The sequence below is a fragment of the Rhizobium sp. CFBP 13726 genome (assembly GCF_014841925.1).
Classification (GTDB): Bacteria; Pseudomonadota; Alphaproteobacteria; order Rhizobiales; family Rhizobiaceae; genus Neorhizobium; species Neorhizobium soli.
In genome coordinates, this window is sequence record NZ_JACYUU010000004.1 from 230,653 (window position 1) to 243,619 (window position 12,967).

The window sequence follows — 12,967 nt, forward strand, 5'->3', positions numbered from 1 at the left end:
ACGATACCCCTGCAGATTTCTTCGGATTGCGGCCGGACGCAGGACCTTTCGGTCGCTGCGCCCGGTTTCCTGGGAGGAAGCGCTACTTGTAGACGCGGGTGCGGATCTTCTCGAGCCGCGCCAGGATGGCGTCGATCTTGTCCGGCTTGACCATGAACTCCTGGAAGCCTTCCATGCCGGCCTTTGCCATTTCGGCATTGGCGTCGCGGTCATAGAACTGCGCAAGACCCTGGGCGCCCGATAGCATCGTGAAGCCGGCTTCGAGGAAGACGTCCTTAGGCTTTTCAGCCTGATTGTTGACGGGCAGCTGGCCAAGCGTGGCGTTCATCGTCGACTGTGCCTGGGCCGAGCCGACGTAAGCCAGGAATTTCTTGGCGTCTTCCTTGTTCTTCGCCTTGGCCGGAATGTGGAACGTATCGGTCGGCGCTTCTTCGGCCCTCGGCAGGCCGGGGGTGATTTCAGGGAAGGGAAGGAAGCCGATCTGCTCTTCCTTCAGACCGCCGTCCTTCATCGTGGCGACGGCGAAATTGCCCATCAGATACATGGCGGCCTTGCCCTGGACGAGCTGCGGGACTGCATCCTGCCAGTCGATCGCCGCATGGTTTTCGATGAAATAGCCGGGCTTGACGAGCTCGGCCCATTTCTCGAACACGGCCTTTACCTTGGGATCGGTGTAAGGAACCTTGCCCGCCGTCAGGTCCATGTGGAACTGGTAGCCGTTGACGCGAAGATTGAGATAGTCGAACCAGCCGCCGGTCGGCCAGAGCGCCTTGGTGCCGATCGTGAAGGGCGTGATCCCCGCAGCCTTGAGCTTGGCGCTCGCGGCGATCAGCTCGGCCCAGTTCTTTGGCGGGGTGATGCCCTTTTCGGCAAAGATGTCCTTACGGTAGTAGATGCCCCACTGATAGTAGGTGTAGGGCATGCCCCACTTCTTACCGTCGATCGTCATTGACGGTACGGCAGCCTTCATCTGCTGATCGTAGCCATTGGCCGCCCAGACATCGCTCACATCGGCAAACAGTCCCGCCTTGACGAAGGGCTCCATGCGATTGCCGGCATACCAGGCGACGACATCAGGCGCGTCGGCGGTCAGGAAGTTGCGGATCGCGGCCTTGTAGCCTTCGTGGTCAAAGTTGTTCCACTTGACCTTGATGTCGGGGTTGGCCTTCTCGAAGGCCGCAATCAGATCGCCCATCGCCTTTTTCGGCACGGGATCCGAATGGTCTGAATTGACTGTGATTTCGCCCGCGAAAACCGATGGCGCAATTAGAAAAGTCGACAATACGAGGCCAAGCAGCCTCTTTCTTAGAACGGTCATGTGTTCCTCCCTTGTGACCATCGGTAACCGGATGAAGTCCTAGATTTCAGCCTTACCGATCGAGCTCCTCCAGCCCGTCTTGATGTTCCGCCACAAACCCGTAGAGTTCCACTGTATTTCAGGGAATGTTTTCCGGGATCCTAAGATGGATAAGGCCGCATCAACCATTTTAAAGGACGGATCGGTTCCGGCACATCCCGATCTCGATCCGCGGCACCCGCTTGTCGTGTTCGGCGACCATCGGTTCTGCGCGGGCGAAACTCTTGTCGTGCAGCGGATGGCTGGCCCGCATATGCACAGTCAGATCGAACTGAATTTTCTTACCCAGGGCCAGATGACCTACTGGTTCGACGGGCGGGAACTGACGATCGGCGCGGGTCGTCTCTGCCTTTTCTGGGGCATGGTACCGCATCAGGTGACGGAGATCGAAAAAGGTACGCGGTTTGTCTGTCTCTATGTTCCCATGTCCGTTTTTCTTGGTCTTGCCACTCTCAGCCGGTTCCGGGATGCCGTCTTCCGTGGTGCGGTCATCGAAGCGACCGTTATCAGGCCTTTCGATGAGGACGTCTTTCTCAGATGGCGCGAGGAACTCTTGCAGGGTGACGAGGGACTGGCAGAGATCGTCCGAACCGAGCTCACGGCCCGGGTTTTGAGGATCGAGCGGGAAGGTTGGCGGGATCTGCGCGAACACGCCCCTGCCATTGCCGGCCTCTCATCCAGTGACAGCGGGCGCGCCGGTCATGTGGAGCAGATGTTGCGCTTCATTGCCGAACACGCCCTCGGCGATATTTCCGTCGATCACGTGGCGCGGGATGTGGGACTTCATCCAAATTATGCCATGAGCCTGTTCAAGCGGGCGGTCGGCCAGACGATGAACCAGGCGATTGCCCGCCACCGGTTGGACACGGCTCGCTCGCTTTTGATCTCGACAGACATGTCGATCACGAATGTCGCCTTCGAATCCGGCTTCGGCTCGGTCTCGCGCTTCTACGAAGCTTTCACCGACCGCTTCGCCGACCGGCCATCCGCGTTTCGCCGCAGGATGCAGGCAAATGCGCGACGCGACTGACACTGCGTGATGACCAGCCGTTCTGGTTGAACGTCCGATTTCAAGTTGAATAGAGCCTTCGCAGGCAATTCCTGCAAGCCGCGCTGAGCAGCGGCCCTAACGTGGTCGTGCACGTCGATTGAGGTTGAGTTTGCATTCTGGGCGATACCTCCGTACATCGCGCAGACACAACCGCTAAGCCCTGTAGGAGTATAATTTTGCCGGAGTTCGAACAGACCCTGGGAGCGGGTACGCTCATATCCATTGCGGCTGGCGCCGTTGCGCTGCTGCTGGTTCTTATCATCCAGTTTCGCATCCACGCTTTTGTCTCGCTCATTCTCGTCAGTTTCCTGACCGCGCTCGTGACGGGAATTCCGGCAGGGAATATCCTCACCACCCTCACGTCCGCATTTGGCTCGACCCTCGGGGGCGTTGCTTTGCTTGTCGGCCTTGGCGCCATGCTGGGTCGCTTGCTGGAAGTATCGGGTGGTGCGCAGGCTCTTGCGGATGACCTCGTCCGCCGATTTGGCGAAAAACGTGCACCGCTGGCGTTGGGCATCGCGTCGCTGTTCTTCGGCTTCCCGATCTTCTTCGATGCAGGCCTCGTCGTCATGCTTCCGGTGATGTTCACGGTAGGGCGTCGCCTTGGCGGAAGCCTTCTTCTCTACGGCATCCCGGTCGCGACCGCGTTCTCGTGCATGCACGTTTTCGTGCCGCCGCATCCCGGGCCCGTCGCCGCAGCCGAACTGCTGGGCGCTGACGTCGGACTCCTGATCATCGTCGGTCTGTTGGTCGCCATCCCGACCTGGGTCGTTGCGGGCCATTTTTTCGGAAGCTGGATCGGCAAACGCATCTACCTGCCGGTGCCCGACAACGTCACTGATGAGCAATCCTCCGACGACGATAGAATCTCCCTGCCGAGCCCTGGCCTCGTCGTTGCACTTCTTCTTTTGCCGCTCGTTCTCATCTTCATGAATACCGGCCTCGACTTCGCGCGCGCACAGGAATGGGTCAGCAAGGATGCCAGCTGGTTCCAGCTTGCCCGCACCGTAGGCTCTACTCCAATCGCACTTCTGATTTCGGTTCTCGTCGCCGGCTACGTTCTTGGGCCAATGCGCGGTCGCGATCCGATCAAGGTGGAGCGCATCGTTGACTCTGCTCTTGGACCTGTCTGCTCTGTTATCCTGATCACCGGCGCGGGCGGCATGTTTGGCGGCGTTCTGCGTGCCTCTGGGATCGGCAATGCTTTGTCGGATGTGCTTGCCGATATCGGTATGCCCATACTGGTGGCAGGCTTCCTGATCTCGACAGCGCTGCGCGTTGCACAGGGCTCCGCGACGGTTGCACTCATCACGGCTGCTGGCTTGGTGCAGCCTGCGGTGCAGGCTGCCGGTTATCAGGGTATTCAGCTGTCAGCGATCGTCATCGCGGTCGCATCCGGTTCTGTCATGCTGTCGCACGTCAATGATTCCGGCTTTTGGCTGGTCGGTCGCTTCTTCAACATGGACATCAAGACCACGTTCAAGACCTGGACCGCGATGCAGACCTTGGTGGGCCTCGTTGGCTTTGCGCTTTCCGGGATCATCTTCTGGCTGGCCTAACAACCCGGTTTCATAGCCAGGCACGCTCTTGATGAAGGCGTGCCTGGCTTCCCCCGCGCTAATCGGCAAATTTCGAGACGGTCGGCAGCAAGCCGCGTTCAGACAGCGCCGTGACCGCGGTATCCATTACCGGAAAAACTTCTGCAGAGACGGCCTCAGTCGCAGGAACCCCCGATAGGCCATCTCGAACAATGGCGTGGCGGGAGGCCAGCCTGCGATGAGACCGAGCGGGCGCAAAAGGGGTATCGCCCGCCACATGGCGGCAAAGGCTGCCGCCCCCGACAAAAGCTTGCCCCCTTCTTCGGCATGAAACCGCGACAGGATCTCCACACGATCGACAGGACACGATGCCATGGGATCGCAGGCGTCGATGAAGCGGATTGCATTGCGGCGGTCCAGCCTCCGGATCATCGCGATCTCGCGCCGGCAAAGCGGACAGCCGCTGTCAAACCAGACCGTGACTTGCCCCATCATGACGTCGCAGTGTTGATGAGCATGGCTAATACCTCGAGTGCGAAGAATTCCAAACCATCCCATCTGCACAGATGTTCCGCAAGCATAGGTTACATCACAGCCTACCTGCTGGATCGGTGCCCTCTATCCCCGATATAGGGCACCTTGCGCCCACGAGCGCCCACGTATTCAACCAAGGCCGCATCCAAGATGGAAACCAGAGACGCAGCCTGATCGGCTTGCGGCGGCGGAACCTATGGGGCATTGATGGCCTCAGCCACCGCCGGAGATCGACAGACATGGCAAGACGAATACGACTGGGCATCGTCGGTGCAGGGATCGCCGGCCTGACTCTGGCCAGAGCCATGGCCGACTGTGCCGATGTCAGGATTTTCGAGAAAAGCAGAGGCGTCGGCGGACGGATGGCGACACGGCGAACCGATGCCGTGACTTTTGATCATGGAGCGCAGTATTTCACCATCAGGGACGGACGTTTCCGTGCAGCGCTGGAGACGGCGCAGGCCGACAGAGTGATTGAGCCCTGGACCGGTGCGCTTGCAACGCTGCCCGACGGCAATCTCGCGGCTTTGTCGGGGGGCGACACCACGCGTTATGTCGGGAGCCCTTCGATGAACGCGCTTGCGAAAGCGATGGCGGCAGGCCTTGATATCCAGACCGACGCGCCTGTGGAGGCGATCAGCGGCACGGCGGGTAAGTGGTTCTTGAAAATCGGCGATCGCCGCGAGGGCCCGTTCGACTGGCTGGTTTTAGCGGCGCCAGCCCCGCAGTCGGCATTGCTTCTTCCTGACGAGTTTACGCATCACGGGGCGCTGGCAAAAACCCGGATGAATGCCTGCTTCACGCTGATGATCCGCCAGACCGAGGATGCAAAGCTTCCCTTTGCTGCCGCCCGTGTCGATGATTCGGTCATCGGCTGGATCTCCCGCAACAATTCCAAGCCGGAACGGCCTGACGAGCCCTGTCTAGTGGTGAACGCGACGGCCAAGTGGTCGGACGATCATCTGGAGGAGCCACTGGAAGACGTTCGTCGGACGATGCTGGAGGCGCTCCAGCGCTATATTCCGATCTCCCCGAGTGAGGCTGAGGCTGCAACCATCCGTCGTTGGCGCTATGCCAATGTCGATCGGCCGGCCGGACAGGCTTTCCTTCTCGATGATGTGTCCCAATTGGCGGCTTGCGGAGACTGGTGCATCGCAGGGCGGGTCGAGGCAGCGTTCCTCAGCGCCGCGGCCCTTGGCGATGCGCTCAAACAGATCGTAAAGGTAGCGCCATGACAATAACCCCGCGGACCATCTCCACGCTTCTGACCTATTGCGGGGCCCTGCCGTTCTGGCTGCTGGCATTTGCCCCCTCGACCGTTCTCGGTTTTGAAACGGCACCCGCATTCCTGTCCTACGGGGCAGTCATCGCATCCTTTATGGCCGGAGCCCTCTGGGGAAGCGCTCAAACCGGCAGGGGCGACCTGGTGATCATTGTCGCCAGTAACGTGCTGGCTCTCATTGCCTTTGCGACACTGGTTGCCAGTCCTTTGCCGATAGCCCTGCTGGTACAGGTGTTGCTGTTTGCCCTTCTGCTGATCGCCGACCACAGGACCCTTTCTACGGATCCTTCACGGCAGTGGTATTGGAAACTGCGCATTCGGGTGACTGCGCTTGTCGCGCTTGCCTATGGCGTCATGCTTTTCCGCTACGTCTTTTGAACGGGTGGATGAAACTGCGCTCTCAAGCGTCATCAACTCAATAGGTTGGCGACGCCCCAAATATCTCGATGGCACACTGCCGGTGGCCGTCTCAAGACTGCTTCCGTCCTTTTCTAGCTCGCAGGCCCGGTGCGTCGTTTCCCTGAGGCTTTAAGCTCCCGGTTGATCCGATCGGCCGCATCCGCCAATGCTGTCCTGTCTGACTTTGCCCCCGACAATGCGTCATGCACTTCCTCGCCAAGGATTCGTTCGATCGCTGAATATTGCGGAATATTGGGTCGCTGCCAGGTGTGCAGCAGGTTTTTCTTCGCGAGCTGATCGACAAAACGCACGATCGGCGAACTCGCAGCCGCCTCCGGGTCCGCACTCACCGAGAAGCGCGGGGCGATCGGAAAGCCGTTCTTGACATGGGCCTTCATGGCCTCGCGCGACGCCATCCAGGCGATTGCGTCTGCGGCGAGTTCCACCCGGGCTTCGGGCAGATTGGACGGAATGCAGAAAAGGAAACCGCCGATCGGCGAAGCGCGGGTGCCGCCAGGCCCGGAGGGCTGTGGCAGGTACTCGACCCGCCGCTTGACCACGGACTGAACGTCGTACTCGAACCTTGCCGCGCGCATCGTCCAGAAATAGCCGAGACTGGCCTTTCCCTTCATGAACACGTCAAGCGTCTTGTCCCACGCCATGTTGAGAATGCCCGGCGGCGAGATCTCGATCAGGCGGCGCATGAAGTCCAGCGCGGAGAGGGCGGCATCCGACTGGATGGTACAGTGCAGTTCTTCGAGGTTCACACCCTCCAGCGTAAAGCCCGCCCGGGACTTGCGCAGTGAAATGGTCGGCTGGCCGCAAGCGCCGAGAAAGAACATGAAGCTCGACGCGATCGGCATGCCGCGGGCACCGTCCCAGACTGCGCCATACATGCCGTGCTGCGGGGCGTGGAAATGCCGGCCTGCGGCAAGCACGTCCTCGAACTTTCGCGGGAAATCCAGCCCGGCATCGGCAAACAGGTCCCGCCGGGCGGCGAGGATCTCGATCGTGCAGTAGCCCGGAACGCCATAGTCCTGGCCATCCCAACGGGCCGTCGACCAGATGGAAGGATGGAAGTCGAGCGGGTTGATACCGGTTTTCTGAATGAGGGCATCGAAGGGGCGGATGATGTCCTTTTCGGCAAACTCGCCAAGCCAGGGCATGTTGATGGCGAGAACATCGTAGTCAGAGACCGGTTTGTTGCGATTGTCCAGGATGCGGCGATAGAGATCTGGCAGTGGCAGAAGGTCGAAGTTCTTCTTCGATGCGAGGTTGTTGCGGAAGTCGGCCCACATGTTGCGCATGGACGAAAAGTAGTTGTCGTCGTTGAGGAGGAAGCGCAGTTCGATATGCGACTCGACCCGCTTCTGCACCAGTCGCATGGGCGGGATGATCTGCGATCCCAACGGGGTCCCGCCAAAGTAATAGTCTTCCTCCTGCTCGCCGCCGCGCAGGCCGAGCGTCTGGGCAAGCAGGGACTTCGTCTTTCCGGCATAAGCCTGGAAGGACTGCAGGAGCTTTTCGCTCGGTTGCAGGGAAAAGGTCTTGGCGCCGGGCCCCTTGGGGACTTTCAAAATGTAGCCACTGTCCACCATGCGATTGATCAGCCGCATGGAAGTTGCGTAGGGCAGGCCGGATTCCTGGCCGAGCGTTGAGATGGCGACAGTCTGGCTGTGGATATGGGCCTTGATGAGAAAGACCACGATTTTCCAGCCGGGGTCTTCGTCGAATCCGCCGATCACGTCGCCGAAGGGCCGCCGGGTCTTGTCCAGGAACTCAATCACCCGCAGCATTTCGTAGTCGTTCACGTCGGCCCCCCGTCCGTCGCGTCACTAGACGATGTTCGTAGCCATTGCAGCGCCTCTTGGCTAGGCGCTCCAGGTGCTGACGCGAATGTGGTGATTATTTTTCCGCTGGCGGCAGCAGACCCGCGCGGCGTTCGGACTGCTCGAACAGCACAAAGAAGTCCTTTTCAGCCAGCCCTTCCGTAAAGGCGGTCTCGTATTGCTGACGGATCATCGATGCCATGTACATCGGGATATGGTCTGCCCGGGCCGCGTCGAGGATCAGGTCGAAGTCCTTCATCATCTGCGACACCGAAAATGCCGGATCGAAATTGCGCTGGACCAGAAGGTCACGCTTATAGGCGATCAAAGGCGACGCAACTGCACTTTCGCAAATGACATTGAGCATGGTCTCAACCGAGAGGTTTCCCTTGAGGCCGAGCGTCAGCGCTTCGCCCAGCAGCGCCGATGTGGCGCCCACCAAGGCGTTGAGGACGAGCTTCAGATAGCGGGCCTCCTCGGCCTGGCCGACATAGAAGCGACGCGAGGCAAAGCAACCAAAGATAGGATCGAGGCGCTTGTAGGCGTCTTCCGGACCTGACGCCATGACCGAAAGGGTTCCCGCAGACGCGGTCGCCGTGCTGCCCGAGACCGGTGCGCGCAGGTAATGGACGCCGCATGCGCTCATGGCTTCATTCACTTCGGCGGAGATCGCGGGCGACACAGTGCTCATTTCCACCAGCGTCTGGCCGGTTTTCATGACGCTCGCAAGGCCGCCCTTGCCGAAGATGAGGTCGCGCAAAACGGCGTCGTTGGGAATAGTCAGGATCACGACGTCGGATTTCGCGGCCAGATCCTCAAGCGTGTGGGCGACATTGGCGCCTTCCGCAACGATCGTCGCCCGATTTTCGGGCAAGGGTTCATAGACGTGAAGCCGGTAACCGGCTTCCAGTACCCGGCGGCTCATCGGAGCGCCCATCTTGCCTATGCCAGCCCAGCCGACTGAAATTTCTTCGTTCATTGCGTCCTCCCGTCCCAATCGACAACAGGCTGTGACGGACCACCGATCTGGCCATCGCCTGGGGATCCATACGCCCAGCGCGCGCATCGAACAGCGCGGACCAGACATTTCCTCCCTCCAAAACACTAGGGCGACAGCTTACCGAATGCTCTCTGCAAAATATCCATTCTGGACAAAAGGAGGGCTGTGACAGGTTCCGTTATCTACTAGCCTGAAGTCGGACCGTTCAGCGTTCCGTGGGAGGAACTTAGCTGACAACAAGGATCATGGTGCGCGCTGTCGAGCGTCGTTCCCCTGTGCCGTGTGTTTCGCAGGATATGTCGAGGATCGGAGGAGGATCCGCCATGCAAGACGATCATTTCAGAAATTTGGATATTCGCCGCTAGCAAACCTCGGCAATGCGTTGGTGAGGCCACTGCCGCCATGTCGCCTCGTGACATCGGAGATTGGCGGGGCGCGGCTGGCAGCGCAGGCAGATGCAGTTATTTCGGGAAGGACAGTCAGATGAAAGCCGTTCGCTACTACACACAGAAAGACATCCGGGTGGAGGATGTCCCGGCGCCTTCGGGTCCGCTCGGGGACGACATGGTGCTGATCGAGCCGCTGGTCTGTGGCATTTGCGGGACCGACCTGCATGAATACATTGCCGGACCGATCGTCACGCCGAGCACGCCTCATGTCTATTCGGGCGCAACACTGCCACAGATTCTAGGCCACGAATTCTCGGCGCGCGTCCTCGAAGTCGGGCGCAACGTCACGCATGTTTCGCCCGGAACCCGCGTGTCGGTGCAGCCGCTCATCTCCCCACGCGACGACTACTACGGGCGCCGCGGTCAGTATCATCTCAGCGAGAAAATGGCCTGCGTCGGCCTGTCCTGGGACTGGGGCGGCATGGGCGAGCGCGCTGTCGTCAACAGCTACAACGTCTTTCCGGTCCCTGACAGCGTCAGCGACGTTCAGGCGGCCATGATCGAACCGGCGGCGGTCGCGCTCTATGGCGTCGATCGCGGCGGTGTCGAGGCCGGAAGCACGGTCCTCGTGTCCGGTGTCGGGCCGATCGGAGCTCTGGTCCTTCTGGCGACCCGCGCAGCCGGTGCGACGACGATCTTCGTTTCCGAACTCAATCCAAACCGCCGCGCGCTGGCTCAGAAGCTGGTCCCGGAGGCGATCGTCTTCGACCCGCGCGAAACGGATACGGAAAGCCTTTTCCGACAGCATACCGAAGACGGCGTCGGCGTCGATGTGGCGCTCGAATGTGTCGGCGCGGAAGCCTCTCTCAATCTCTGCGTCAAGGCCGTCAAGCGCCGAGGCACGGTCGTCCAGGTCGGCCTGCATGTCAAACCTGCCTCGATCGACGCCATGCTCTGGGCCTTGAAGGACATCACAGTGGAGGCGACGTGGTGCTATCCGGTGACGATCTGGCCACGCATAGCCCAGATGATCGGCGCCGGCATCTTTCCGGTTGAGCAGATTGTGACCGCGCAGATCTCGCCGGAGGATGTGGTCGAGAAGGGTTTCGAGGCTCTGCTCGATCCCAATGCGTCACACATGAAGATTCTGGTCAACATGCAGGGCTGACACCCTGCGCTTGCCGCGGACCGTGACAAGCGCGGCCGCCACGCAGATCCGTCCGACCAAAGGTGATTTGCGGGCGGTCTGCAGCACTTGAAACAGCCTGATCCAAGAGGGTTATCATGCATTACATCGTTCATTGCCTCGACCATCCCGGCGCCGTTGACAAGCGCCTCGCCCATTACGATGCCCATAAGGCCTATCTGGCATCTGCCAAGACAAAGACCGTAATCTCCGGTCCTCTTCTCGCCGACGACAACGAGACGATGATCGGCTCGCTGTTCCTGCTCGAGGCCGAAACGAAGGACGAGGTGGTGGCCTTCAACCAGGCAGATCCGTTCAATGCTGCCGGCGTCTGGGCGTCGGTAAACATCCATCCCTTTGCCAAGCGGGTGGACAACCGATGAGCGGCTACGAGGGAAAACCCGTCCAGGCGGCCATTGTCGGCCTTGGCTGGTGGGGCAAGAAAATGGCGACGCTGGTCAATGCGGGATGTGCTGAAATGCACTTCGTGCATGGCGTCGACCCCAACCCGGCAGAGCAGGGCTTTGCCGCGGAACGGGGCATGCGTTTCTCTTCCGAACTCGGCGAGGCGCTTGCCGATTTCGAGGTCGAGGCCGTGATTTTGGCAACGCCACATTCGCTGCACCAGAGCCAGATCGCGCAAGCGGTTGCCGCCGGCAAGCATGTGTTCTGCGAAAAGCCGCTGGCCATGACCAGGGCAAACGCCGAAGCATCGGTTACCCTCTGCCAAAATGCCGGTCTCGTGCTTGGCATGGGTCATGAGCGCCGCTTCGAGCCGCCGATCGCCGAGATTCTCGATGCGGCCTCGGGCGGTCGGCTCGGTCGCCTGCTGCAGATCGAAGCCAATTTCAGCCATGACAAGTTTCTGGGGCTCGACCCATCCAACTGGCGGCTGAATGCCGAACAGGCGCCGGCCGGCGGGATGACGGCCACCGGCATCCATCTGACGGACCTTTCGGTCAAGCTGATGGGCCCTGCTGCGGACGTTCGGGTCATCTGCGAGAACCTCGCATCAGAGATTCCGCAGGGCGACACGATGAGCGCCCATATCCGCTTCAAGGCCGGCGGGTCGGCCTATGTGTCGGCCACGCTTGCAACGCCGTTCATTTCGCGGTTTGCGGTGTTCGGCACGCTCGGCTGGATCGAGGTGCGCGACAAGGCGCATGTGGAATCGCCGGATGGCTGGATCGTCACCGAGGGCTGGAAGGGCCAGCCGATCACGGTTCGCGAAGTGGCACCGGCCGAGCCGGTCCGGGACAATCTGCGGGCTTTTGCGCGTGCCGTCCGCGGCAAGGAAACCTATCCGATCAGCGGCGAGGAGATGATCGACAATATCGCTCTGCTCGAAGCGATCATCCGGTCTGCCCGCTCGGGCTCAGTCGAGCATCTTTGAGATTGGCTTTGGGAGGAGCATCATGAAAGCCTTGGTATTCGAAGCACCGGACAAGCCTGTCATTGCCGATCTGGCCATGCCGGAAATCTCTGCCAACGAGGTCCTCGTCCGAACCTGTGCCGTCGGCATCTGTCATTCGGATTACGAACTTCTGGCCGGTCGCTACATCATCCCGATTTCCTATCCGGTGACGCCCGGCCACGAGTGGAGTGGTGAGATCGTCGAGGTCGGCCGCAATGTCACGGGCTTCAAGGTCGGAGACCGGGTGGTGGGCGAATGCGTGGTGCGCACGCCCGAGCGCCTCCACCATTTCGGCTTTTCGATGAGCGGCGCCGACCGCGAGTTCTTCGCCGTCAATCCGGAATGGCTGCACAAGCTGCCGGACGCGGTCGATGACAAGAAGGCGGCGCTGATCGAACCGTTCACCTGCGGCTTTTACGCCGTTCTGCGCTCCGGTGGCACCAATGCCAGCGAGACCGTCGTCGTCTCCGGTGGCGGAACGATCGGTTTGGTCTCGGCGGCTGCTGCGATTGGCATGGGTGCGCGCGTCATCGTGGTCGATCCGCTCGCAACCCGTCGCGATGTGGCGCTGAAACTCGGCGCAGACGCTGCGATCGATCCATCCGATGGCGGCGCGGCAGATCGGATCCGAGAGATGACCGGTGGTCATGGCGCTGATCTGGTGGTCGAAGCCTCCGGACATGATGCCTCGCTTGCGGCGGCGTTCGACTACGCAAAAGAAGACGGGCGCATGTCGATGGTCGGCATCAACATCGGCCGCAAAGTCCCTGTTGTCATCGGCCAGATCCAGATGAAGAATCTGACGGTCCGGGGCTGTATCGGCTCGCCCGGCGTCTGGCCGGCCGCGATCCGCTTCCTGGAGCGAACGGGCATCGACCTCTCGCCGATCCAGACCCATGACTATGCTCTGACCGATGCGGTGCAAGCCTTCAACTTTGGCAAGGACGCGACCAAGAGCATCAAGATCACTCTTTTGAATGGATGAGAA

The 12,967-nt window shown here is 60.5% G+C and carries 12 protein-coding genes; 8 read left to right on the forward strand and 4 right to left on the reverse strand.

Features of this window, described 5'->3' with window-relative positions:
• Window positions 1-82: 82 nt before the first annotated feature.
• Entirely contained in the window at window positions 83-1,318 is a 1,236-nt protein-coding gene (locus IFT66_RS17855; RefSeq protein ID WP_113166533.1) for an ABC transporter substrate-binding protein, read from the reverse strand.
• 145 nt (window positions 1,319-1,463) lie between these two features.
• Here IFT66_RS17855 and IFT66_RS17860 point away from each other — a divergent pair, with 145 nt between their 5' ends.
• Window positions 1,464-2,387, forward strand: a complete 924-nt coding sequence (locus IFT66_RS17860; RefSeq protein ID WP_062459882.1) for a helix-turn-helix domain-containing protein — start codon at window positions 1,464-1,466, stop codon at window positions 2,385-2,387.
• A 197-nt stretch (window positions 2,388-2,584) separates the two neighbouring features.
• Window positions 2,585-3,967: a GntP family permease gene (locus tag IFT66_RS17865; RefSeq protein WP_192078405.1), complete on the forward strand. Its 1,383-nt coding sequence runs from the start codon at window positions 2,585-2,587 to the stop codon at window positions 3,965-3,967.
• A gap of 126 nt (window positions 3,968-4,093) precedes the next feature.
• On the opposite strand, the gene IFT66_RS17870 is transcribed toward IFT66_RS17865, so the two are convergent.
• A complete protein-coding gene (locus tag IFT66_RS17870; protein WP_192078406.1) occupies window positions 4,094-4,441 on the reverse strand; it encodes a DCC1-like thiol-disulfide oxidoreductase family protein in 348 nt (115 codons plus the stop codon).
• Between the two features lie 278 nt (window positions 4,442-4,719).
• Between IFT66_RS17870 and IFT66_RS17875 the strand changes: the two genes are divergently transcribed.
• Both IFT66_RS17875 and IFT66_RS17880 read left to right on the forward strand, forming a co-directional pair.
• Window positions 4,720-5,715: an NAD(P)/FAD-dependent oxidoreductase gene (locus IFT66_RS17875; protein WP_192078407.1), complete on the forward strand. Its 996-nt coding sequence runs from the start codon at window positions 4,720-4,722 to the stop codon at window positions 5,713-5,715.
• Entirely contained in the window at window positions 5,712-6,140 is a 429-nt protein-coding gene (locus tag IFT66_RS17880) for a DUF3429 domain-containing protein (protein ID WP_062577910.1), read from the forward strand. Before IFT66_RS17875 ends, IFT66_RS17880 begins: the two co-directional genes overlap by 4 nt.
• Window positions 6,141-6,253: 113 nt before the next feature.
• Here the strand turns inward: IFT66_RS17880 and IFT66_RS23585 are convergent, their stop codons facing one another.
• Together IFT66_RS23585 and IFT66_RS17890 are read right to left on the reverse strand one after the other, a co-directional pair.
• Window positions 6,254-7,972 carry an extracellular solute-binding protein gene (locus IFT66_RS23585; RefSeq protein WP_062577913.1) on the reverse strand — a complete coding sequence of 573 codons (1,719 nt, stop codon included), beginning with the start codon at window positions 7,970-7,972 and terminating at the stop codon, window positions 6,254-6,256.
• A gap of 94 nt (window positions 7,973-8,066) precedes the next feature.
• A complete protein-coding gene (locus tag IFT66_RS17890) occupies window positions 8,067-8,969 on the reverse strand; it encodes an NAD(P)-dependent oxidoreductase (RefSeq protein WP_062459871.1) in 903 nt (300 codons plus the stop codon).
• A 504-nt stretch (window positions 8,970-9,473) separates the two neighbouring features.
• On the opposite strand from IFT66_RS17890, the gene IFT66_RS17895 reads away from it, so the two are divergent.
• The 4 genes from IFT66_RS17895 to IFT66_RS17910 all read left to right on the forward strand — a co-directional run bounded on the left by IFT66_RS17895 (window position 9,474) and on the right by IFT66_RS17910 (window position 12,964).
• The gene (locus IFT66_RS17895; RefSeq protein WP_062459869.1) at window positions 9,474-10,547 is read left to right on the forward strand and encodes a 2,3-butanediol dehydrogenase; all 1,074 of its coding nucleotides are present in this window, start codon (window positions 9,474-9,476) and stop codon (window positions 10,545-10,547) included.
• Between the two features lie 116 nt (window positions 10,548-10,663).
• On the forward strand, window positions 10,664-10,948 hold the full coding sequence (locus IFT66_RS17900; RefSeq protein WP_192078408.1) for a YciI family protein: 285 nt from the start codon (window positions 10,664-10,666) through the stop codon (window positions 10,946-10,948).
• On the forward strand, window positions 10,945-11,958 hold the full coding sequence (locus tag IFT66_RS17905) for a Gfo/Idh/MocA family protein (RefSeq protein WP_192078409.1): 1,014 nt from the start codon (window positions 10,945-10,947) through the stop codon (window positions 11,956-11,958). Before IFT66_RS17900 ends, IFT66_RS17905 begins: the two co-directional genes overlap by 4 nt.
• A gap of 22 nt (window positions 11,959-11,980) precedes the next feature.
• Window positions 11,981-12,964 (forward strand): zinc-dependent alcohol dehydrogenase, encoded by a 984-nt coding sequence (locus tag IFT66_RS17910; RefSeq protein ID WP_192078410.1) that lies wholly within the window; start codon window positions 11,981-11,983, stop codon window positions 12,962-12,964.
• Window positions 12,965-12,967: the final 3 nt, after the last annotated feature.